Origin of the sequence: Paenibacillus glufosinatiresistens, from assembly GCF_031470375.1 — a bacterium.
In the GTDB taxonomy this organism is placed as follows: Bacteria; Bacillota; Bacilli; order Paenibacillales; family Paenibacillaceae; genus Paenibacillus_AQ; species Paenibacillus_AQ glufosinatiresistens.
This window is the reverse complement of sequence record NZ_JAVFHT010000002.1, coordinates 150,347-170,092: the sequence shown is the minus strand read 5'-3', so window position 1 is coordinate 170,092 and position 19,746 is coordinate 150,347. Positions and strand designations below refer to the sequence as shown.

The 19,746-nt window shown below is 55.8% G+C and carries 24 protein-coding genes; 14 read left to right on the top strand and 10 right to left on the bottom strand.

Annotated features, from left to right (window positions below; translation table 11 throughout):
* The first annotated feature begins 24 nt into the window (after nt 1–24).
* From dxs to spo0A, 7 genes are all read left to right on the top strand, one after another.
* Nucleotides 25–1,932 (top strand): 1-deoxy-D-xylulose-5-phosphate synthase, encoded by a 1,908-nt coding sequence (gene dxs, locus RBI05_RS03810; RefSeq protein ID WP_310550178.1) that lies wholly within the window; start codon nt 25–27, stop codon nt 1,930–1,932.
* Between the two features lie 108 nt (nt 1,933–2,040).
* Entirely contained in the window at nt 2,041–2,904 is an 864-nt protein-coding gene (locus RBI05_RS03805) for a TlyA family RNA methyltransferase (RefSeq protein ID WP_310550177.1), read from the top strand.
* Between the two features lie 80 nt (nt 2,905–2,984).
* Nucleotides 2,985–3,452, top strand: a complete 468-nt coding sequence (locus tag RBI05_RS03800) for a hypothetical protein (protein WP_310550176.1) — start codon at nt 2,985–2,987, stop codon at nt 3,450–3,452.
* A 22-nt stretch (nt 3,453–3,474) separates the two neighbouring features.
* Complete coding sequence (gene ahrC, locus RBI05_RS03795) at nt 3,475–3,921, top strand: transcriptional regulator AhrC/ArgR (protein WP_150456759.1); 447 nt, start codon at nt 3,475–3,477, stop codon at nt 3,919–3,921.
* A 35-nt stretch (nt 3,922–3,956) separates the two neighbouring features.
* Nucleotides 3,957–5,696, top strand: coding sequence for a DNA repair protein RecN (gene recN / locus RBI05_RS03790; RefSeq protein ID WP_310550175.1), 1,740 nt, complete (start codon nt 3,957–3,959; stop codon nt 5,694–5,696).
* A 125-nt stretch (nt 5,697–5,821) separates the two neighbouring features.
* Complete coding sequence (spoIVB, locus tag RBI05_RS03785; protein ID WP_310550174.1) at nt 5,822–6,931, top strand: SpoIVB peptidase; 1,110 nt, start codon at nt 5,822–5,824, stop codon at nt 6,929–6,931.
* A gap of 248 nt (nt 6,932–7,179) precedes the next feature.
* The gene (spo0A, locus tag RBI05_RS03780) at nt 7,180–8,004 is read left to right on the top strand and encodes a sporulation transcription factor Spo0A (protein WP_150456756.1); all 825 of its coding nucleotides are present in this window, start codon (nt 7,180–7,182) and stop codon (nt 8,002–8,004) included.
* 240 nt (nt 8,005–8,244) lie between these two features.
* Here the strand turns inward: spo0A and sda are convergent, their stop codons facing one another.
* From sda to RBI05_RS03735, 9 genes are all read right to left on the bottom strand, one after another.
* Nucleotides 8,245–8,421, bottom strand: a complete 177-nt coding sequence (sda, locus tag RBI05_RS03775) for a sporulation histidine kinase inhibitor Sda (RefSeq protein WP_223879753.1) — start codon at nt 8,419–8,421, stop codon at nt 8,245–8,247.
* 161 nt (nt 8,422–8,582) lie between these two features.
* On the bottom strand, nt 8,583–8,948 hold the full coding sequence (locus RBI05_RS03770; RefSeq protein WP_310550173.1) for a LytTR family DNA-binding domain-containing protein: 366 nt from the start codon (nt 8,946–8,948) through the stop codon (nt 8,583–8,585).
* A 22-nt stretch (nt 8,949–8,970) separates the two neighbouring features.
* Nucleotides 8,971–9,090: a cyclic lactone autoinducer peptide gene (locus tag RBI05_RS03765; RefSeq protein WP_310550172.1), complete on the bottom strand. Its 120-nt coding sequence runs from the start codon at nt 9,088–9,090 to the stop codon at nt 8,971–8,973.
* Nucleotides 9,071–9,613, bottom strand: coding sequence for an accessory gene regulator B family protein (locus RBI05_RS03760; RefSeq protein WP_310550171.1), 543 nt, complete (start codon nt 9,611–9,613; stop codon nt 9,071–9,073). Before RBI05_RS03760 ends, RBI05_RS03765 begins: the two co-directional genes overlap by 20 nt.
* Nucleotides 9,594–10,262: a hypothetical protein gene (locus tag RBI05_RS03755; RefSeq protein WP_310550170.1), complete on the bottom strand. Its 669-nt coding sequence runs from the start codon at nt 10,260–10,262 to the stop codon at nt 9,594–9,596. The genes RBI05_RS03760 and RBI05_RS03755 overlap by 20 nt, the downstream gene beginning before the upstream one ends.
* A 187-nt stretch (nt 10,263–10,449) precedes the next feature.
* Nucleotides 10,450–10,800, bottom strand: a complete 351-nt coding sequence (locus RBI05_RS03750; RefSeq protein ID WP_150456751.1) for a LytTR family DNA-binding domain-containing protein — start codon at nt 10,798–10,800, stop codon at nt 10,450–10,452.
* A gap of 21 nt (nt 10,801–10,821) precedes the next feature.
* Nucleotides 10,822–10,941 carry a cyclic lactone autoinducer peptide gene (locus RBI05_RS03745; protein WP_150456750.1) on the bottom strand — a complete coding sequence of 40 codons (120 nt, stop codon included), beginning with the start codon at nt 10,939–10,941 and terminating at the stop codon, nt 10,822–10,824.
* Nucleotides 10,938–11,462, bottom strand: coding sequence for an accessory gene regulator ArgB-like protein (locus RBI05_RS03740; RefSeq protein ID WP_310550169.1), 525 nt, complete (start codon nt 11,460–11,462; stop codon nt 10,938–10,940). Before RBI05_RS03740 ends, RBI05_RS03745 begins: the two co-directional genes overlap by 4 nt.
* The gene (locus RBI05_RS03735; RefSeq protein WP_150456748.1) at nt 11,443–12,111 is read right to left on the bottom strand and encodes a hypothetical protein; all 669 of its coding nucleotides are present in this window, start codon (nt 12,109–12,111) and stop codon (nt 11,443–11,445) included. Before RBI05_RS03735 ends, RBI05_RS03740 begins: the two co-directional genes overlap by 20 nt.
* A 145-nt stretch (nt 12,112–12,256) precedes the next feature.
* Between RBI05_RS03735 and RBI05_RS03730 the strand changes: the two genes are divergently transcribed.
* Nucleotides 12,257–12,775 carry a DinB family protein gene (locus tag RBI05_RS03730; protein WP_310550168.1) on the top strand — a complete coding sequence of 173 codons (519 nt, stop codon included), beginning with the start codon at nt 12,257–12,259 and terminating at the stop codon, nt 12,773–12,775.
* Between the two features lie 18 nt (nt 12,776–12,793).
* On the top strand, nt 12,794–13,060 hold the full coding sequence (locus tag RBI05_RS03725; protein ID WP_150456746.1) for a hypothetical protein: 267 nt from the start codon (nt 12,794–12,796) through the stop codon (nt 13,058–13,060).
* A 9-nt stretch (nt 13,061–13,069) separates the two neighbouring features.
* Here the strand turns inward: RBI05_RS03725 and RBI05_RS03720 are convergent, their stop codons facing one another.
* On the bottom strand, nt 13,070–13,639 hold the full coding sequence (locus RBI05_RS03720) for a thymidine kinase (RefSeq protein WP_150456745.1): 570 nt from the start codon (nt 13,637–13,639) through the stop codon (nt 13,070–13,072).
* 153 nt (nt 13,640–13,792) lie between these two features.
* Between RBI05_RS03720 and RBI05_RS03715 the strand changes: the two genes are divergently transcribed.
* From RBI05_RS03715 to lpdA, 5 genes are all read left to right on the top strand, one after another.
* Nucleotides 13,793–13,999, top strand: a complete 207-nt coding sequence (locus tag RBI05_RS03715) for a Ni2+-binding GTPase (protein ID WP_310550167.1) — start codon at nt 13,793–13,795, stop codon at nt 13,997–13,999.
* Between the two features lie 17 nt (nt 14,000–14,016).
* A complete protein-coding gene (locus tag RBI05_RS03710) occupies nt 14,017–15,816 on the top strand; it encodes an ABC transporter ATP-binding protein (protein ID WP_310550166.1) in 1,800 nt (599 codons plus the stop codon).
* Complete coding sequence (locus RBI05_RS03705; protein ID WP_310550165.1) at nt 15,797–17,650, top strand: ABC transporter ATP-binding protein; 1,854 nt, start codon at nt 15,797–15,799, stop codon at nt 17,648–17,650. Before RBI05_RS03710 ends, RBI05_RS03705 begins: the two co-directional genes overlap by 20 nt.
* 16 nt (nt 17,651–17,666) lie before the next feature.
* Nucleotides 17,667–18,074, top strand: coding sequence for a DUF5071 domain-containing protein (locus RBI05_RS03700; protein ID WP_310550164.1), 408 nt, complete (start codon nt 17,667–17,669; stop codon nt 18,072–18,074).
* 142 nt (nt 18,075–18,216) lie between these two features.
* Nucleotides 18,217–19,638, top strand: a complete 1,422-nt coding sequence (gene lpdA, locus RBI05_RS03695) for a dihydrolipoyl dehydrogenase (protein WP_310550163.1) — start codon at nt 18,217–18,219, stop codon at nt 19,636–19,638.
* Nucleotides 19,639–19,746 lie beyond the last annotated feature (108 nt).

Genomic DNA, 19,746 nt, shown 5'->3' with positions numbered 1-19,746 from the left:
CATCTAGGAAAGCGGGGAGAACACGTGCTGCTTCCACAAATAAATGATCCGCAAGATTTGAAATCGCTGGCTGTGCCGCAATTGGTCGAGCTGGCCGAGGAAATCCGCCGGTTCCTGATTGAGAAGCTGTCTGTAACCGGCGGGCATCTGGCCTCCAATCTGGGAGTGGTGGAACTCACGCTGGCCCTGCATTACTGCTATGAGAGCCCGCAGGATAAGATGATCTTCGATGTCGGCCACCAGGCCTATGTTCATAAAATATTGACCGGCCGCAAAGACCGCTTTGACACGCTGCGCATGCAGGATGGTCTCTGCGGCTTTGTCAAGCGCTCGGAGAGCCGGCATGACGTCTGGGAAGCAGGCCACAGTAGTACATCGCTGTCGGCAGCGATGGGAATGGCCATGGCCCGGGACTTCAAGGGCGAGGACAACAAAGTCATCGCTGTAATCGGCGACGGCGCACTGACCGGAGGAATGGCGTTCGAGGCTCTGAACCATATCGGGCATGAACGCCGCAAGCTGATGGTGATTCTCAACGACAACGAAATGTCGATCGCGCCGAATGTCGGAGCGATGCACAATTACCTCAGCAAAATCCGTTCGGACCGCCATTACTTGCGGGCGAAGGATGAAGTTGAAGGGCTGCTGCGCAAAATTCCGGCCATCGGCGGCAAGCTCGCCAAGACGGCCGAGAAGATGAAGGACAGTCTGAAGTACATGATGGTTCCGGGCGTTCTGTTCGAAGAACTGGGCTTCACCTACCTGGGACCGGTAGACGGCCATGACCTCGACAAGCTGATTGACGCGTTCCATCAGGCCGACAATGTGGCCGGGCCCGTGCTCGTGCATGTGCTGACGACGAAGGGCAAAGGGTACAAGCCGGCGGAAGCGGACTCCTACAAGTGGCACGGCATTACGCCGTACAAGATTGAATCCGGCCAGCTCCTGAAAGCCGTGGGCGAACCGATGTACACGGATGTCTTCGGACAGACGCTAATTGAACTGGGACAGCAGGACGAACGAATCGTCGCCGTGACGCCCGCGATGCCGGGCGGTTCGGGATTATTCCCGTTCGCCCAAGCTTTTCCGGGCCGGATGATTGACGTCGGCATCGCCGAACAGCATGCGGCTACGCTCTGCGCGGCGCTGGCCATGGAGGGCATGAAGCCGGTCTTTGCGGTCTATTCCACCTTCATGCAGCGCGCCTATGACCAGATTGTCCACGACATCTGCCGGCATAATGCCAACGTCATGTTCGCAATCGACCGTGCGGGCTTCGTCGGCGCCGACGGCGAGACGCATCAGGGAGTGTACGACATTGCCTTCATGCGCCATATTCCGAACCTCGTGCTGATGATGCCAAAAGATGAGAATGAACTGCGCCATATGATGAAGACGGCGCTCGATTACAATGACGGCCCGATTGCCTACCGCTATCCCCGGGTCAGCGGCACGGGCGTTCCGCTGGACGCGGAGCTGAAGAGTCTGCCGATCGGCAGCTGGGAACGGCTGCGCACCGGCGACGATTTCGCCGTCCTCGCCTGCGGACCGATGGTTCAGGTCGCCGAGGAAGCGGCGGAGACGCTGCGCCGGGAAGGGCTGAAGTTGAGCGTGGTCAACGCCCGCTTCCTCAAGCCGCTCGATCATTCGATTCTTCTGGAGCTGGGACGGTCTGGTACCCAGATGATCGTGATCGAGGAAGCGAGCCAGGCGGGAAGCCTGGGCAGCGCAGTGCTGGAATTCTATGCCGAGCACGAGATGCATGAGGTCAGCGTTGGGCTGATGGGGGTACCCGATGTCTTTGTCGAGCACGGCTCCATCAAGCAGCAGCGCCAGCAGACGGGACTTACGGCCGAAGCGCTCTGCACCCGCATCAAAAGCATGCTTGCCGTCCGGTCGTACCGGTTCGGCAAAACGACTTCGTCGTCGTAAACGGAGCCGGCTGAAGGCAAGCGAGCTGCCGTCCCGTTTTGGGGCGGCATGCTCTGTCTTTGCCGGACCTTGGGCCGGCTTCTTATTTTGGACAACCTGGAGATGAATATGGAGCAGCGCAAAGAACGGATTGACGTCCTGCTCGTGGAGCAGGGATATTACGAGAGCCGGGAGAAAGCCAAGGCCGCCATTATGGCCGGCCTCGTGCTGGCTGACGAGGAACGGATCGAGAAGCCCGGGATGAAGGTGCTGCGCACAGCGGCGATCCGGGTCAAGGGCGCGGTTCACCCCTATGTCAGCCGCGGCGGATTGAAGCTGGAGAAGGCGCTTCGGACGTTCGGCATAGCTATGACGGGCCGGACGATGCTGGACATCGGGTCCTCCACCGGAGGGTTTACCGACTGCGCTCTGCAGAACGGAGCTTCCTATGTGTATGCAATTGACGTCGGCTCCAACCAGCTCGACTGGTCGCTGCGGAAGGACGAGCGGGTCTGCGTCATGGAGAAGACCAACTTCCGCTATATGGCACCGTCCGATCTGGAAGGACCACGGCCGGATTTTGCCAGTATTGATGTCTCCTTCATCTCGCTGCGTCTCATTCTGCCGCCGCTGCTTGCGCTGCTGGAGCGCCCGGCCGATATCGCGGCGCTCATCAAGCCGCAGTTCGAGGCCGGACGGGAGAAGGTCGGCAAATCCGGCGTGGTCCGCGAACCCGCTGTCCACCGCGAAGTGCTGCGGGAGGTGCTGACGATGGCGGAGGAGCTGGGCTTTGTACTCAAGGGACTGACCTTCTCGCCGATTACCGGCGGCGAAGGGAACATTGAATTTCTCGCACACTGGCGGCTGGAATCCGGGGAAGCGCCGCCCGTTACTCCGGAACGGGAAGCCGAAATCGCCCGGTTGGCCGAGAACGTCGTCCGGGAAGCCGGGAGTACCTTCGGGGCCTCTTCCCATCCTGAAACTCATCGTTAAACCGGTGAGTTTCTTTAGGTTCAAGGGGTTGCAGGGTTTAGGCGAAGCCGGAGCGAATAACACTACCGAGGTGGTAATCAATGACGGGGAGCCCGGACAAGGCCGTCATGGCTGTGATAGCCGTAGGAGTTGCAGTGTGGCTCGTCTATCGGCTGTATGTGTGGATTCAGCGGACCGAGACCGCCGGGACGATCCCGTTGAACCGGGAAATTGCGCCCCATCCGGCCCTGAAGCTGCTGGAAGACGCCGGTTACGAGGTAATCGGAGGCAGGCTGAAGATTCCGCTGTCGTTTCGGATAGACGGACGGGAGGCGCTGTACAGCCGCCTGTTCATTGATTACATCGCCGCCGCCGAGGACGGCGGTTGGTATCCGGTAATTCTGGCCCGGCCCCGCAAGGCCGTGGAGTGGACGGGCAGCGGCCTTCGGGACGCGCTTCTCCCCTATATGCTGCTTTATCCCGACTCGGCGGGAATTCTGTATGTGAACACGGCCGAAGAGACCGTGCGCGCCATCGCTTTTGGCCGGGACGACGGCGAGAGCGATTAGGCGACGGAACAGGAGGACTTGAATGAAAGGGCAAAGACATATCAAAATCCGCGAAATTATTACCCAGCGGGAAATTGAGACCCAGGACGAGCTGGTAGAGGCGCTGCGAAGCGCCGGATTCCAGGTCACCCAGGCGACGGTATCCCGCGATATTAAAGAACTGCTGCTCATCAAGGTGCCGACCGATGACGGCCGTTATAAATACTCGCTTCCGACCGATCAGCGCTTTAATCCGACGCAGAAGCTGAAGCGGGTGCTGGTAGACAATTTTCTGAATATGGACTATTCGGGCAATCTTGTCGTTATGAAGTGTCTTCCCGGAACGGCCAACTCCGTCGCCGCACTGATCGACAGCATCGAGTGGCCGGAGATCATGGGGACCATTTCGGGCGACGACACGATTCTGATTATTTGCCGAAGGCCGGAAGACAGCAGCTCGGTCGTGTCCCAGATTATGGGGTATATTTAAGAATCGAATCGGGTCATCGGAGGTGGCTAATACGTATGCTGGAGACTTTATCCATCCGGAATCTGGCGGTTGTGGAGAGTGTGGATGTGCATTTCCATTCCGGCTTTCATGTGCTGACCGGCGAGACCGGCGCAGGCAAGTCCATCATCATTGATGCGCTTGCCCTGATTGCCGGCGGCCGGGGATCGGCGGATTCCATCCGCTACGGCTGCGACAAAGCGGAAATGGAAGCGCTGTTCAATCTGCCGGAGAGACACCCGGTCTGGGAGACGCTGGACCGGCTTGGTATCCGCAGCAATCCCGAGGAGCATCTGATTATCCGGCGGGAACTCAATGCGCAGGGCAAGAGCATCTCCCGGGTCAACGGACAGATGGTCAATCTGACCATGCTGCGGGAAATCGGAGATCAGCTCGTCAATATCCACGGTCAGCACGAGCATCAGAATCTGCTTAGGGCGGAACGTCATCTGGGCCTGCTTGACACTTACGGCGACGCCGTCATCGGCCCGCTGAAGACCGAATACCAGTCGCGGTACAGCGAATTCGCCCAAGCCGAGAAAGAGCTGCGGGAGCTTCAGGAATCGAGCCAGAAGAGCTATCAGATGCTCGACCTGTACCGGTTCCAGCTGGAGGAAATCTCCTCCGCGGCCCTGAAGCCCGGAGAAGACGAATGGCTCGCGGAAGAAAGGGTCAAACTATCCCACAGCGAGAAAATGATGGAGTCGGTATCAGGGGCCTATGAGCTGCTGTACGGCAGACAAGGGCTGGAGACGATCGGCAACGTCATTTCCAGGCTGGAAGATGCGGTGCGTTACGACGAGAAAGGTTTGCGTCCTGTGCTGGAGCAGCTGCAATCCTCCTACTACCAGCTGGAGGACGCCGCTTTTCAGCTTCGCGATTACCGGGAAGACATTGAATTCAATCCCGAGCGTCTGGAGGAAGTCGAGAACCGGCTGGATCTGATCACCGGACTGCGGCGCAAGTATGGGGATACGGTGGAACAGATTCTGGCATACTATGATCAAATCTCCCGGGAAAGCGAGCTGCTGGAGAATAAGGATGAGTATGTGGAGAAGCTGACGGCCAAGCGCAATCTTCTTCTGACCGGGCTGATGGAAGCAGCCGAGAAGCTGAGCGAAGCGCGCAGACAGTGCGCGCGGGATTTGGCGGCACAAGTCGAAGGTGAACTGAAGGACCTTCAAATGGAACGGACGAAGCTGGAGGTCAAGCTGGAGCTGCTGGAGGACCCGCGGGGCGTTGAAGTGGACGGCCGGCGCATCCGGCTGACCCGCCAGGGAATCGACAGCGCCGAGTTCATGATCTCGCCGAATCCCGGCGAGCCGTTGCGTCCTCTGGGCCGGATCGCCTCCGGCGGCGAGCTGTCGCGAATCATGCTGGCGATGAAGAGCATTTTTGCCCGGCATGACCAGATTCCCGTTCTCATCTTCGACGAAGTGGATACCGGGGTCAGCGGGCGGGCGGCCCAGTCGATTGCGAACAAGCTGTACCGGCTCGCCTCCTCCTGCCAGGTGTTCTCCATTACCCATCTGCCGCAGGTGGCCTGTATGGCCGATCATCAATACCTGATCCGCAAAATCGTCGAGGACGGCCGCACCATGACCGAAGTGGAACCGCTTGAGGCTGAAGGGCGCATTATGGAGCTGGCCCGCATGCTCGGCGGGGTCGAAATTACGGAGAAGACCCTGCATCACGCACAGGAAATGCTGGATCTGGCGGAGGCCAGCAAAGCGGCTGAAGCCCAAGCGGCGCAATGATTGACAGTAATAAAAGCCTGGGGGCAGGGTTATCTTATAGGTACGCAATTGGCGACCACCTTTTCGTCAAGCGAAAGAAGCAAAAGGGAGCGTGACAGCCATTGAAGCCTAACCTCAGGAAAGCCATGCCAGGCCTTTTTCTTGTCTTCTTTCTGACTGCAACCGCCGCCGTCCATGAGGGGCGAAGCTATGCTTCGACGGACGCTCCGGCACCAGCTGCGTCCGGACAGGCCGATACCGTCCGGTCGTTCGCAGACAGGGCCCCGGGTTCAGCCCCTCGGGTTATTCCCGGCGGACAGACCATCGGCGTCAAGGTTAAATCCGACGGCGTACTCGTTGTCGGACACCATCGGGTCGAAGTATCCGATGAATCCAAAATATCGCCCGGCGAAGCAGTCGGACTGCTGCCGGGCGATCTGCTGACTGCTATGGACGGCGTGCGCCTGGGAGGAGTGGCCCGGGTTGCCGACTTGGTCAAGCAAGCCGGCGAACAGAACCGCCCGCTCCGAATTACGTTCAACCGCTCGGGCAGGGTAAGGAATGTGGATCTCAAGCCGGCCTATGACCGAACCGACCGCGTGTGGAGGCTTGGGCTGTATATCCGCGATTCGGCCGCAGGGGTCGGTACGCTGACCTTCTACGATCCCCGGCAGGGCGTCTACGGGGCGCTGGGACATGTGATAACGGATATCAACACCGGAACGCCCATTGTCGTCGGCAGCGGCCATATTGTCGAGTCCAGCGTAACCTCAATTTCCAAAAGCCAGGATGGCGACCCCGGAGAGAAGCGGGCTCATTTCCTCAAGGAGAGCCGGGTGCTCGGCAATGTGCGAAGCAATACCGATTTCGGCATCTTCGGCCGGATGGATCGTTCACCCGGGCACAGTCTGTATCAGGAGCCGGTCCCGGTAGCCCTGAGCAGCGAAGTGAAGGAAGGACCGGCGCAGATTCTCACTGTCGTGGAAGGGCAGCAGGTCGAACGGTTCGACGTGGAGATTATCCATGTAGCCAAGCAGTCAGAACCGGCGACCAAAGGCATGGTACTGCGCATTACCGATTCCCGGCTGATTGATAAGACGGGCGGAATCGTTCAGGGGATGAGCGGCAGCCCGATCCTGCAGAACGGCAAGCTGGTCGGAGCGGTGACCCATGTGTTCGTCAATGATCCGAAGTCCGGGTATGGCTGTTTCATCGAGTGGATGCTGCATGATTCCGGCGCTGCAGCCGCCGCCTAACCGATTCCTAATCTTAAGGCCAAAGCGCCTTAAGATTATTTTTTTGGCTGAAATGTCGAATGGGCAAGAATGGAATCGAACCTTAGAATAAAATATTTCATTATAAATCAGGCTGGAAAAAAAATAAAGAAAAATAATTTTCGACAGAAGGAAATTCATCCCATCTGTCGAAAATGTATCAAAGACAAAAACGACATTCGCCAGAGGAACCGAAATTCATCAACCAACCATAAGGAGGAACTGAACGAGTGCATAATATTGAAGTGTTGTTGGCCGACGATAACCGCGAATTTACGAATCTGCTTGCCGAGTATATCTCTGAGCAGGAAGACATGACTGTGACGGGCATTGCCTATAACGGTGAAGAGGTGCTCCAACTGCTGCGGGATGCCCGCAAGCTCCCCGACGTGCTGATTCTGGATATTATCATGCCGCACCTTGACGGTCTCGGTGTACTGGAACGGATTCGGGAGATGAACCTGCAGTCTCAGCCCAAGATTATTATGCTCACGGCGTTTGGACAGGAGAATATTACGCAGCGTGCGGTGCAGCTCGGCGCAGCGTATTATATTCTGAAGCCGTTCGATATGGAAGTGCTGGCCAACCGGGTGCGGCAGCTCGTTGGAGGCCCGTCGGTAGGCAGTCTGACCGGCGGCGGTTCGGGGAGCAGTACCCTCTACAGCCATGCCAAATCGAATGTAGTTCCTCTCTCCAAAGGAAAGAATCTGGACGCCAACATTACCTCGATCATACATGAAATCGGCGTTCCTGCGCATATTAAGGGGTATCAGTACCTTCGCGAGGCCATTACGATGGTCTACAACAACATCGAAATTCTCGGAGCCATAACGAAGACGCTCTATCCGGCCATTGCCGAGAAGTTCAAGACGACGCCGTCCCGCGTCGAGCGGGCGATCCGCCATGCCATTGAAGTCGCCTGGACCCGGGGGAATATTGATTCCATCAGCCACCTGTTCGGCTATACCATTAATATCTCCAAATCCAAGCCGACCAACTCCGAATTTATCGCCATGGTAGCCGACAAGCTGCGGATTGAGCATAAGGTGTCGTGAAGGGGTAAGGATCAATAAACGTGCCTGTTGAGGGTATAAGACAAGGACTCGCCTACAAGGGAGTCCTTTTTCGTTTAGCTGAATTGGCTACGATTAAAATTGATTAGTATGCGCAAAGTACAACAATAACCGCAAATGCCGCTTATACGATGTGGATGATATGGCTGAACAGAGAAATCCCGCCAGCACATGTCCTGGCGGGATTTTGGCTTGGAGAAGACGGCTCGGCTGAAGCGTAATCTAACAAGATTCCGAGAGTTCTCCGAATTGCCGCTGAGTGAGTTCAAGTTCAACCAAAGCTATAAAATCAGGTGAGACCTTCGCTTGTAAAGCCATTTCATAGATGTCCATTAACTGCTCGTCCGACAGAATCTCCAGGGAAGAAGGACGCGGCGAAGGGGTGAAGAAATAGTTCATAGGGCTTCCTCCTGTATCAGATGTAGGCAATCTGGGGTGTGCCTTTTACCAAATGGTACCATCTGAAGCGCCTTCTGTCTTCCCTGATTCAACCGCTAAATTCCCCTTTACAAATGATGGGTATTATGTAATAATACTCGTTTTATTGTTGCTCAAATATCTTAAAGATCAGGAAGTACCGTTGATAGGGAGCTCGAGCTCTGGGGGGATTTTCTGGACGCCAAATACTTCTTGAGCCTCGACTCATTGGATTCGGAGACAGAGGCAAAAGAAGGGGCGGTACGGAAATTAACGACTTTGCGAACCGAATCATAATCCCCTACATTGTCCAGATTGACCACATTGCTTCGATCCAGACGTTCAAAGCCCTTACTCCCATAAGCGGCATGCAGATCCGAAAGAGTGGTGGGGAGAACATATTCGCCTTCTTGGGTATGGACGATTATTGTATTTTTAAAATTAGAAAAATACAAAATTTCGTTCTCATGGATTTCATGAGAAGCCCCGTTTTTTTGCAGAACACGCATTGTTTTCCCCATCCTTGTCCAGTTACTTACGGAGTTCTTGCGGAATTTCCGGGCTGTGATAGAAAGGTTTTAGTACGGTTGCAAAAGATTTGGCAGTTGCAGCCAGAGCCTTAGACGTATATTTAGCCAGTGTTTTTTTCATATTTAGCATGCCCTCCTTTCCATGGAATTAGAAATAGCGATTGAACCAAAAACACAAGCCCAATTGAGGGAGAGTTGAAATCAAAATTAGTTAATACCAAAATAACTGAAGTAGCCTTCCAGTAAGGGTGAAGGTTTTTTGATAATAAAGTGTTTTTATCCATACGGGGCGCGAATAAAAGAACAATCATTAAAAATATAAAATTAAGCCAAAAAACAGGAACATAGAAAAAGTGGGAAATATGAGGGATGGTAATACAAAGTAGGATAGAAAAAAGATTACATACAGTAGTGCTTTTAAAATGAGCTCCTCCAGAAAAAAAGCGGATAAGAAAAACTGCACACAAAGTGATGAAGGTATCCATAAAAGCTTTGGATATATAACCAAAAACTAAAGAAACGATGAGGATAACAGAGGAATTAATAATTATTGAGAGAGCATATTGTAAAACGGCTATAGAAGCAGTCTCTTCAGGATTGGCAGATTTGATAGCAGTAGCTATTTTAAAAGCTATCGTTCTCATGTAATCTATCCTTTTTGTAAGAGAAATGAACATATATGTAGAAAATTAATACATAAACCATGGGTAAAATGACAAGAATGGTGTTTATAAAGTTCGCTATATAAACGGTTAATAAAATGATCGCAAAGGAAGGAATATTCAGAGAGACTAATAATACTTCTCTGGTTTCCATCTCAACTTTTCCGGTTTGTTTATCTGGGATAAAATCAAAACCAATTCGTTTCTTTCGGATATACCAAGCAATAAGAAGAGCTACGGTGGCAGTGGAAACTTGCAGGATATAAGTATTAAGATCGGAGACAGAAGGGAATTTAACAGAAAGCAAGCCTAATTTGCTCATGAGAAAGTAAAAGACGGTTTGTATTGAGGTATAAGCCTGATAAGCAAAGCCTGTCATAACTGCCGCGTAGAAAATATGAATCTTAAAAAGCATCCATAAAAAAGCAAAAACCAGAACATACTGAACTATAATATCAACTTGAACCCAACCATGATCGTATCGAAGAATATAAGAAAAGAACCCCATAATAAATCCGGCAAATATCATTTCAAACGGGTAAAGATCAATTTTAAAAACACTGAAGGCTAAAGCGAACATTGCGTAAATCTCTAAAATCGAGAACACCATGAACAGAACAAACTCCGTCACTTCCACACACTCCCAAGAGCCGAGTAAACAATTGAAATCCTGCCATCATTATACATAAATCCATATAATTCAACAATAACCAAATTGAAAAATTGGAACAATATGAAAGAAAATTTTAATAAAAAGGAAGCAGAACCGGGAAAGAGAGCGGAAGGGCAAAACAAAAGACATGCCGGCGGCGGCATGCCTAGTCGGTGTCGGTATGGGGTTCATCGGGCTTCCTTCTGGCAAGCAGGTATTTTTTCAGTCGGGATTCGTTGGATTCGGAGACAACGGCGAACTTCGGAGCATTCCGGAAGTTCACGACCTTGCGTTCGGCGTCATAATTCTCGACGTTGCCAAGGTTAACGACGTTGCTGCGATCCAGGCGTTCAAAACCATGGCCTCCGTATGCGGCATACAAATCGGACAGGGTCGTGGGCAGTACATATTCGCCATCCTTGGTATGAACGAATATTGTATTTTTGTAGTTAGAGAAATACAATATTTCCTCCTCCCGGATCTCCCGGGAAGAACCATCGTTTAGCAGAACACGCATGCTTTCCCCATCCTTATACGGTTACTTACGGAGTTCTTGCGGAATTTCCGGACTGTGCAGCGTCAGCTTGCAGACCGAAGCGAACAGACGCGCCGAGCCGGCGAGTACGCTGGAAGCCTGTCTGGCGATTAATTTCATCATCGGGTGTTCCTCCTTTCCCAGGGGATTACTGTTAAGGACTGCGCCAGAAAAGCGAGCCCGATCACAGACGACTGGACGAAGAAGTTGATGAGCACCAATACCACCGATATTCCCTTCATTGCCGGGTAGAGGCGGGCCGGGATCTGGGTGTTGATATCCGGATTCGGTGAAAAGACCAGCATGAGGATAAGCGCCGCCGCGTTCAGAATGAAGAGTACGGATTCTGCGTATGGGACAAGCAGTGGAAGACCCACGCAGATGAAGATCGAAGAGACATTGCAGGCTGCCGCAGTTCGCAGGTGGAAGCCTCCCGAGAAGAAGCGGAGCAGTACGAAGGCTGCCAGACAGAGCAGAGACTGAGCCATGAAGCCGAACATCCAGCCCAGAAGGGCGGAGCCGGCTATGACCAAAAGCGTATTCAGGATGATGCCCAGGGCGTATTGCATGACCTCTACCGAAGCGGTCTGTTCCGCATTCGAGCGTTTGATGGACAGTGCAATCTTATGCGCCAAAGTATTCATCGTCCCCACGATCCTTCTTGTAAGATAAATACATATATCCGTACAATAAAGCGGCATAAGAGAAAGGCATCAGGAAGAAGAACTCGGCCAAATCTGAAGCGAAATATTGAATGGCCAGAACAAACAGCAGCGAGGGCAGGCTTAGAGCGAAGAGGATACGATCCCTCCGGCTAAACTGAACCCTAACATCCGGCTTGTCGGGCACGAAGTCGAAGCCCTTGCGCTTCTTCTCGATAAACAATCCCAAGGCTACACCCGTAATTGCCGACAGCACCTGAAGAACATACGAAGGAATCATCGGGTCCAGACCTTCAATCGAGAAAGCGCCTACCCAAGTCATGACCAGATACAGCAGCGACTGAAGGAACATGTAAGCCAGGTAAGCCATGCTGACCATGATGGAGGCGAAGAACGGATGAATCCGGAAGAGCATCCAGAGAAAACAGAATGCAAGCGTGTACTGAAGCGTAATATCTACATAGATCAAATTGTAATCGTGACGCAAAAAATACGAAAAGAATCCCATGATAAAGGTGGCGAAGACCATTTCCTTCGGGTACAAATCTATCTTGAAGATTTTGAACGCCAGATAGAACAGGGCGAATGCTTCAATGATCGAGAACAGGATGAACAGGACAAACTGAGTCAATGGATACACTCCCGCGAACCGATTAAACAATTGAAATCTTGCCACCATTATACAGAATCTCATATAATTCAACAATACAAACAGGCAAGAAATCAGGTGTTCTCATTAGATCATAGGCGGAAACGGCCGGAAAGGAAAGTGCAGAATGAGAGATGCGCTGGATAAAGATGAATATTCTATTTTTGTCGCTCATTATCTGGAACAAATAACCGAAGAAGGAGAATTATCGGATATCTACCGAAGCCAATCAGACGATTTAATAGCTCGTTTCGGGAGACTGACCGAAGAGCAGGCCGGATACCGGTATGCCGAAGGCAAATGGAGCGTGAAGGAAGTGCTGGGGCATCTGACGGACAGCGTCCAGATCTTCAGTTACCGGCTCCTGTGCCTGGCCCGGGGAGAATCGCAGCCGCTTCCGGGGTTCGAGGAGAACCTTTATGTACGGGAAGGCCGTTTCGACGCAGCCGGACTGGATACGCTTCTGGCCCGCTACCGCGCGATGCGGGATGCGGCGCTGGCGTTGGCGGAGAGTCTGCCGGAAGAAGCGATGATGCACAAAGGCATTGTCAACGGCAATCCGCTGTCGGCAAGAGCGCAGTGGCTGATGCTGATCGGACATGAACGTCATCATATCCGTATTCTGGAAGAACGCTACGGGGTGTAAGCGGTGAAGAATCTCTTCATGAAGCTGGCTGGCCTCATTATCCCGCCCGAGAGATGTACTGTCCTGATCACATTCAGCCTCGACCAATATATGTCTGCCAAAAATACGCTGGCTGCTTCCGGCATCGGCCACCGTTCCCTGATGAAAGCTTCTGCGCGCGAGCTCGGCCAGCGCGCCGGTACAGGCGGCAGCGGAATCAAGCAGAAATACGAGATCCGGGTCCGGCCCGAAGACGAAGAGCGGGCGCTTGCTGCTCTTCGCTCGAGCCGGGGAAGGAACGATTAGAAGCGCGCCTTACAGCGGCGGATTCTTATGGCATTTGCGGCAGACCGGATAGTAGGCTTCATTGCCGCCGATCTGGATCTGCCGGCCGCTGTAGACGGGCTTGCCGTTCTCGACGCGGAGCGTCATGATGGCTTTGCGTTCGCAGAACCAGCAGATGGTCTTCATTTCCTCGATTTTGTCCGCGTAGATGAGCATATATTGGCTGCCCTCGAACAGGTTGTTCTGGAAGTCATTCTTCAGGCCGAAGGCCATGACGGGTATATTCAGCTCGTCCACGATCCGGACCAGCTCCAGAATGCTGTGCTTGCTTAAGAATTGGCACTCGTCCACGAGCACGCAATGCGGCTTCGGCTGGTGGGCGGCCACAAGTTCATACATATTCGTCTTCTCGTCAACGGCGATGGCCTGCCGGCGCAGGCCGATCCGGGAGGAGACATAACCGACTTCATCGCGGTTGTCGATGGAAGAGGTGAAGATCAGCACGGACTTGCCCTGTTCCTCGTAGTTGTGCGCCACCTTCAAAATCTCGATGGATTTACCGCTGTTCATCGATCCGTATTTAAAAAACAACTGAGCCACTGTACATCGGTCCCTTCAGAAAAATGCAGTCAATCCAGCCTACCATATTTGGCGGCAAGGAGGCCAGCCCATAAGCGGCAGTTGGTTCCGGCTTCCGCAATCTGCTAAGATTATGGGTATTCCAGAGGTAAGAAAGAAGGACAGGACAGAACCATGGACAAAACGGAAGGTTTGAGAAACAAAGCGGCTTCCATCAAGGAAAGAGAAACACTCGGCCAAGAGACGCAAGAATTGCTGGACGAGCTGCTGGAGGCCCTAGCCGAGAGCGAACGAAGCAACCGGGCGCTGCGGCGGGCCGCGCTGAAGGCGGCGGGGACGGGCGGCATGTCCACCCGTCTGAAGGACGCGCTGTACGAATAACTGCGGGAGATGCATCTATGTCGGTCATCATTCCTTTTATCCGAAAATATAAAGTCGCGGCGGCCGCCTCGCTGGCCATGATGCTGATTGAGCTGGCGGTGGAATTGTCCCAGCCGCTGCTGATTTCAAAGATTATAGATGAAGGCATCCGGCAGCGGGACGCCGGAACGGTCTGGATGTGGGGCGGAGTGCTGCTGGCAAGCGCTGCGGTCGCTTTTGCCGCGGGCATTCTGAGCTCCTTCTTCGCTGCGCACACAAGCCAGGGGTTCGCGTTCGATCTTCGGGACAAGCTCTACTCGCGGATTCAGCGGTTCAGCTACGAGACGTTCAGCCGGTTCGCGGCCTCCTCGCTGATAACACGGCTGACGGGGGATGTCGGCCAGCTTCAGGATACCCTCTTCATGAGTCTCCGGTTCATGACCCGGATTCCGCTGGTCGTAATCGGAAGCGTGGTCATGGCGCTGGTGGTCCACGCGGGACTCGGCGTCTGGCTGGCCCTGACGGTGCCGCTGCTGCTTGGATTTCTCTATCTCTCCATGCGGATGGCCGCGCGCCGCTTCAAGGCGGTGCAGGAGCGGCTGGACAGCGTGAACGGCGTGATTCAGGAGAACCTGACCGGCATCGCACTGATCCGCGCTTTTGTCCGCACCGGGCATGAGATCGCCCGTTTCGGCGAAGCCAGCCTCGGGCTGATGCGCAGCAGTGTCCGGGCGCTGAAGCTGACGGAGACAAGCGCGCCGATTCTGATGCTGATGATGAACGGAGCTGTCATTCTCGTCCTCTGGTTCGGACGGGTGCAGATTGAGGTCGGAAGCGCAACGCTCGGCGAGACCGTGGCGGTCGTGAACTACTGCCTGCGGACCATCGGCGCCTTGTCGGCGCTGTCGGGCATTGTGGTGACCTATTCCAAGGCCCGGGCTTCCGTGCAGCGCATCCGCGAGGTCATGGAAGCCGAAGAGGGAAGCGGCGAGAACCGTGCTGATCTCTCCGGCCTGTCTGCGGCTTCCTTGCTCACCGCAGGACAGCGTCTGTCCGAGGCGGGAGCGGGGCGGGGCGCCGTTGTGTTTGAGCATGTCGATTTTCACTACCCCGGGAGCGACATTCCAATCCTTAGCGACATTTCGTTCCGGGTGCGTCCCGGCGAACGGGTTGCAGTCATGGGGGCGACCGGCTCGGGCAAATCGTCGCTTGTCGCCCTCATCCCGAGGCTTTATGAGCCGTCCGCCGGGCGGGTGCTCGTGGACGGCGAGGATGTTCGGAGCATGGATGAGTCCCGGCTGCGGGGCATGATCGGCTATGCGCCGCAGGAGGCGCTGCTGTTTTCCGGCACGATCCGGGACAATATCGCCTGGGGCAAGCCGGACGCTTCGCAGGAGGAGATCGGGCGCGCCGCGGAAGCGGCCCAGATCGCGGAGACGATCCGGGGCCTGCCCGAAGGCTGTGAGACGCGGCTTGGCCAGCGCGGAGTGAACCTCTCGGGCGGGCAGAAGCAGCGTCTTGGCATTGCCCGGGCGCTGGTGCGCCGTCCGGCGATTCTGATTCTGGACGACAGCACGAGCGCGCTCGACGCGGTGACGGAAGGAAGGCTGCTGAAGGCGCTGGAGAGCCTGTCCTGCACGACTTTTTTGATTACCCAGAAAATCAGCTCCACCCGTTCCTGCGACCGGATTCTTCTGCTGGAGGACGGCAGGCTTGAAGCCGAAGGCACGCATGACGACTTGATGAAGCAGTCCGCCCTGTACCGGACCATCTGGGAATCCCAAGCTCCGGCACCAGCGGCGGGAGAGGAGGCGCGCCATGCTCAAGGAACTGATTGAACCGTTCAGGCATCCGAGGCCGGCCTTCACGCTTGGCGAAAGCCGGGGGCTGTCTTCGGGGAGAGGACCGAAGGCAGCCAAGGCCAAGGACTATAACGGCACGCTGGCCCGCATATGGAGCTATCTGGCGAAGCGCAGAGCGAAGCTGGGGCTGGTTCTGTTCATGGTCGTTCTAAGCTCGGGCCTCTCTCTGCTGGCCCCGTATATGATCGGGCGGGCGGTGGATACCTATCTCGGGGGCGGCGGGGAGCATTGGCCCCGGTTCCTCGGAGCGCTGACGGCGGTCTACGTCGGGTATGCCGTCAGTTCCTGGCTCCAGAACATCTGGATGATCGACATCGCCCAGGAGACGGTCTACCGGATGCGGACAGACCTGTTCCGCCATCTGCACCGGTTGCCGATTCCGTTCTTCAACCGGCGGCAGCAGGGCGAAATTATGAGCCGGCTGACGAATGATATCGAGAGCGTCAGCTCGACGCTGAACAGCTCGGCCATCCAGATTTTCTCCAGCGTCTTAACGCTGGTAGGCACGGTCTCGGTCATGCTGTGGTTAAGCCCGCTTCTGACGCTGCTGACGTTCATCGTGGTCCCGCTGATGGCGCTCGGGATGCGGTGGATCACCCGCCGCACCGGGCCGCTCTTCAAGGAGCGCCAGCGCAGCATGGGCGAGCTGAACGGATTTATTGAGGAGACGCTGTCGGGGCAGCGGCTCATCAAGGCTTTTTCCCAGGAGGAACGGGTGATTGAGGATTTCGCAGAGCGCAACCGGCGGATCATGCTGTCGGGCTACTGGGCGCAGGTGATTTCGGGCTTTATTCCGAAGCTGATGAACAGTCTGAACAACCTCAGCTTCGCCATCGTTGCCGGCGTCGGCGGCATCCTGGCGGTTCACGGCTCGGTGACGGTGGGAACGATTCTCGTCTTTGTGGAGTACACCCGCCAGTTCACCCGGCCGCTCAATGACCTGGCCAACCAATGGAACACGCTGCTGTCGGCGATAGCCGGGGCCGAGCGGGTCTTTGAAGTGCTGGCCGAGGAGACGGAGGCCGCTTGGGAGAAGGGAGCGTCGGCTCTGCCGGCTGTTCAGGGAGCGGTCTCCTTCCAGGGGGTATCGTTCTCGTACGACGGAGAGCGGGAGAACCTGTCGGACATTACGTTCAAGGCCAAGCCGGGCGAGACGGTGGCGCTGGTCGGTCCGACCGGAGCCGGCAAAACAACGCTGATCGGCCTGCTCTGCCGGTTCTATGAACCGGCTAAAGGACAAATTGCCGTAGACGGCAGGGACCTGTCGGGAGTGACGCGGGAGAGCCTGCGGAGCCAGATGGCGTTCGTGCTGCAGGATACGTTCCTGTTCAAAGGAACGATCCGGGACAATATCCGCTACGGCCGGCTGGACGCTTCGGATGAAGAGGTGGAGCGCGCCGCGATGGCGGCCAACGCCCACTCCTTCATCATGAGGCTGCCGGGCGGCTATGCCCACCTGCTCGAGACGGGCGGAAGCGGCATCAGCCAGGGCCAGCGTCAGCTGCTGGCCATCGCGCGCGCCATTCTGGCGGACCCGGCGATTCTCGTGCTGGACGAGGCGACGAGCAGCATTGACACCGTAACGGAAGTGAAGATCCAGGAAGGGCTGCTGGCGCTTATGAAGGGACGGACGAGCTTCGTCATTGCCCACCGGCTCGGCACGATCCGCCGCGCGGACCGGATTCTGGTCATGCAGGGCGGCCGGATTGTCCAGCAGGGCACCCATGAAGAGCTGGCGGGAGTGCCCGGACTGTATGCGGAGCTGGTGAGCGGGGGAGAAGAGGAAGAGCAGGGAGAAGACCACCATTAAGAAAGTGGGAACGTTAGTGGATGTAAGAGAACTTATTCCGAAGGATAAGATGGATACTGACTCGGTGAACAAGTTGAAGAACCTGGATGTTCGTCTGCTTCGTGACCTTGTACCCGATTTGTTGGAATGGACCCAGGATTGCAATTGGCCGGTAGCTCGGGACATCGGAGAATTATTGCTGCCTTTAGGCCATGAACTAATCCCTTATCTTAGAGAAATCTTTGCCTCTGATGATGACTGTTGGAAATATGCCATCCTTGTCGAACTGGTCAAGAAATTACCGATGGCAGTGTTGGCGGAGATGGAGCCGGATTTAAGAAGGCTGGCTTTCCATCCTACCCGGGGCGAAAGGGATGAATTGGCGGCGGAAGAGGCGGCAGAAATTCTGGCGCATATGGAGAAGTACGACAAGTTTGAACTTTAGAAGGAAGGGCGCCGGAGGCGCCCTTTTGCATGTCCGAAGAAACCGGAATACCCGCCGCTTGGTGGCGCCGTCAAAACCGAGTACAATAATAGAGCGAAAGAGGATAGAGTCTGGATACATAGGATTGGAGGATAATCAAGCTATGACCATTACATGCGATGTGGCCGTGCTCGGCGGGGGAACCGGCGGGTATGTGGCGGCGATCCGCGCCGCCCAGCTCGGCAAATCGGTCGTTGTGATCGAACGGGACAAGCTCGGCGGCACCTGTCTGCACCGGGGCTGCATTCCGAGCAAGGCGCTGCTGCGCAGCGCGGAGCTGTATGCGGAGATGAAGGAGAGCGAACAGTACGGCATCGAAACGTCCGGCGTGCGGCTCGTCTTTCCCGGCGTTCAGCGGCGCAAGGAGACGATTGTGGAGCAGCTTCATCAGGGCGTGCAGTACTTGATGCGCAAAAATAAAATTCAGGTCCTGCGCGGGCAGGGCCGCGTGATCGGGCCGTCCATCTTCTCGCCCCGCAGCGGAGCGGTGGCGGTCGAGCTGGAAGACGGAGAGATGGAGACGGTTGTCCCGTCCCATCTCATCCTGGCGACCGGCTCGAAGCCCCGGGTGCTGCCGGGCCTGGAGCCGGACGGCGAGCGGATTCTGAGCAGCGAGGAAGCGCTGCTGCTGGACGAGCTTCCCGCGTCGATGCTCATCGTCGGCGGCGGGGTGATCGGCGCCGAGTGGGCGTCGATGCTGGCCGATTTTGGCGTTGAGGTCATAATCGCGGAAGCCGGGCCGCAGCTCCTGCCCCGGGAGGATGCCGAGGTGGCGAAGGAGCTGGAGCGGCTTCTCAAGAAGCGCGGCGTCCGGGTGCTTACGGGAGTAGAAGTCGGAGCGGATGCTTGCCGCAAGGTCGGTACCGGCATTGAGCTTGAGGTGCGGCGGGGCGGAAAGACCGAGATGCTCGCCGCAGAGATGGTGCTGGTGTCGGTCGGCCGGACGGCGAATGTCGAGGGCATCGGACTGGAGAATACAGATGTCCGCTTCGGGAGCGGAGTCATTGAAGTGAACGAAATGATGCAGACAGCGGAGCCGCATATCTACGCCATCGGCGACTGCATCGGCGGCCTTCAGCTGGCCCATGCGGCGAGCCATGAGGGGATCATCGCCGCCAATCACCTGGCCGGAGAGCCGGCGCATCCGTATAAGGCGCATCTGGTGCCGCGCTGCGTCTATACCCGGCCGGAGGTGGCGAGCGTCGGCATTACCGAAGAGGAAGCGAAGGCGCAGGGCCGGGAGACGGCGGTCGGCAAATTCCCGTTCTCGGCGATCGGGAAAGCGCTGGTGCACGGGGCCAAGGAAGGCTTCGTCAAAGTGGTCGCCGACAAGGCCAGCGGCGATATTCTCGGCGTTCAGATGATCGGTCCCCATGTGACGGACCTCATCGGAGAGGCGGCGCTGGCCCAGTTCCTGGACGCGACGCCGTGGGAGGTCGGAGAGATGGTACATGCCCATCCGACCCTGTCGGAGATTCTGGGCGAGGCGATGCTGGCCGTGGACGGCCGGGCTATCGGCATATAAGAGAGCAGCGACGGGAACCAGGGTCTCCAAGGAAAGATAGGAGCCTTCGTTCTCGTTTCTTTTCTCGGGCAATGGCGGTATAATGGAGCTGATCAGGTTTTAGTACCT

What these genes read in the sequence shown, in the direction of transcription:
- RBI05_RS03805 (WP_310550177.1), top strand. Translation starts at nt 2,041, where the DNA reads ATGGAGCAGCGCAAAGAACGGATTGACGTCCTGCTCGTGGAGCAGGGA.
- RBI05_RS03800 (WP_310550176.1), top strand. Translation starts at nt 2,985, where the DNA reads ATGACGGGGAGCCCGGACAAGGCCGTCATGGCTGTGATAGCCGTAGGA.
- ahrC (WP_150456759.1), top strand. Translation starts at nt 3,475, where the DNA reads ATGAAAGGGCAAAGACATATCAAAATCCGCGAAATTATTACCCAGCGG.
- recN (WP_310550175.1), top strand. Translation starts at nt 3,957, where the DNA reads ATGCTGGAGACTTTATCCATCCGGAATCTGGCGGTTGTGGAGAGTGTG.
- spoIVB (WP_310550174.1), top strand. Translation starts at nt 5,822, where the DNA reads ATGCCAGGCCTTTTTCTTGTCTTCTTTCTGACTGCAACCGCCGCCGTC.
- sda (WP_223879753.1), bottom strand. Translation starts at nt 8,421, where the DNA reads ATGAACTATTTCTTCACCCCTTCGCCGCGTCCTTCTTCCCTGGAGATT.
- RBI05_RS03770 (WP_310550173.1), bottom strand. Translation starts at nt 8,948, where the DNA reads ATGCGTGTTCTGCAAAAAAACGGGGCTTCTCATGAAATCCATGAGAAC.
- RBI05_RS03765 (WP_310550172.1), bottom strand. Translation starts at nt 9,090, where the DNA reads ATGAAAAAAACACTGGCTAAATATACGTCTAAGGCTCTGGCTGCAACT.
- RBI05_RS03760 (WP_310550171.1), bottom strand. Translation starts at nt 9,613, where the DNA reads ATGAGAACGATAGCTTTTAAAATAGCTACTGCTATCAAATCTGCCAAT.
- RBI05_RS03750 (WP_150456751.1), bottom strand. Translation starts at nt 10,800, where the DNA reads ATGCGTGTTCTGCTAAACGATGGTTCTTCCCGGGAGATCCGGGAGGAG.
- RBI05_RS03745 (WP_150456750.1), bottom strand. Translation starts at nt 10,941, where the DNA reads ATGATGAAATTAATCGCCAGACAGGCTTCCAGCGTACTCGCCGGCTCG.
- RBI05_RS03740 (WP_310550169.1), bottom strand. Translation starts at nt 11,462, where the DNA reads ATGAATACTTTGGCGCATAAGATTGCACTGTCCATCAAACGCTCGAAT.
- RBI05_RS03730 (WP_310550168.1), top strand. Translation starts at nt 12,257, where the DNA reads ATGAGAGATGCGCTGGATAAAGATGAATATTCTATTTTTGTCGCTCAT.
- RBI05_RS03725 (WP_150456746.1), top strand. Translation starts at nt 12,794, where the DNA reads ATGAAGCTGGCTGGCCTCATTATCCCGCCCGAGAGATGTACTGTCCTG.
- RBI05_RS03715 (WP_310550167.1), top strand. Translation starts at nt 13,793, where the DNA reads ATGGACAAAACGGAAGGTTTGAGAAACAAAGCGGCTTCCATCAAGGAA.
- RBI05_RS03710 (WP_310550166.1), top strand. Translation starts at nt 14,017, where the DNA reads ATGTCGGTCATCATTCCTTTTATCCGAAAATATAAAGTCGCGGCGGCC.
- RBI05_RS03705 (WP_310550165.1), top strand. Translation starts at nt 15,797, where the DNA reads ATGCTCAAGGAACTGATTGAACCGTTCAGGCATCCGAGGCCGGCCTTC.
- lpdA (WP_310550163.1), top strand. Translation starts at nt 18,217, where the DNA reads ATGACCATTACATGCGATGTGGCCGTGCTCGGCGGGGGAACCGGCGGG.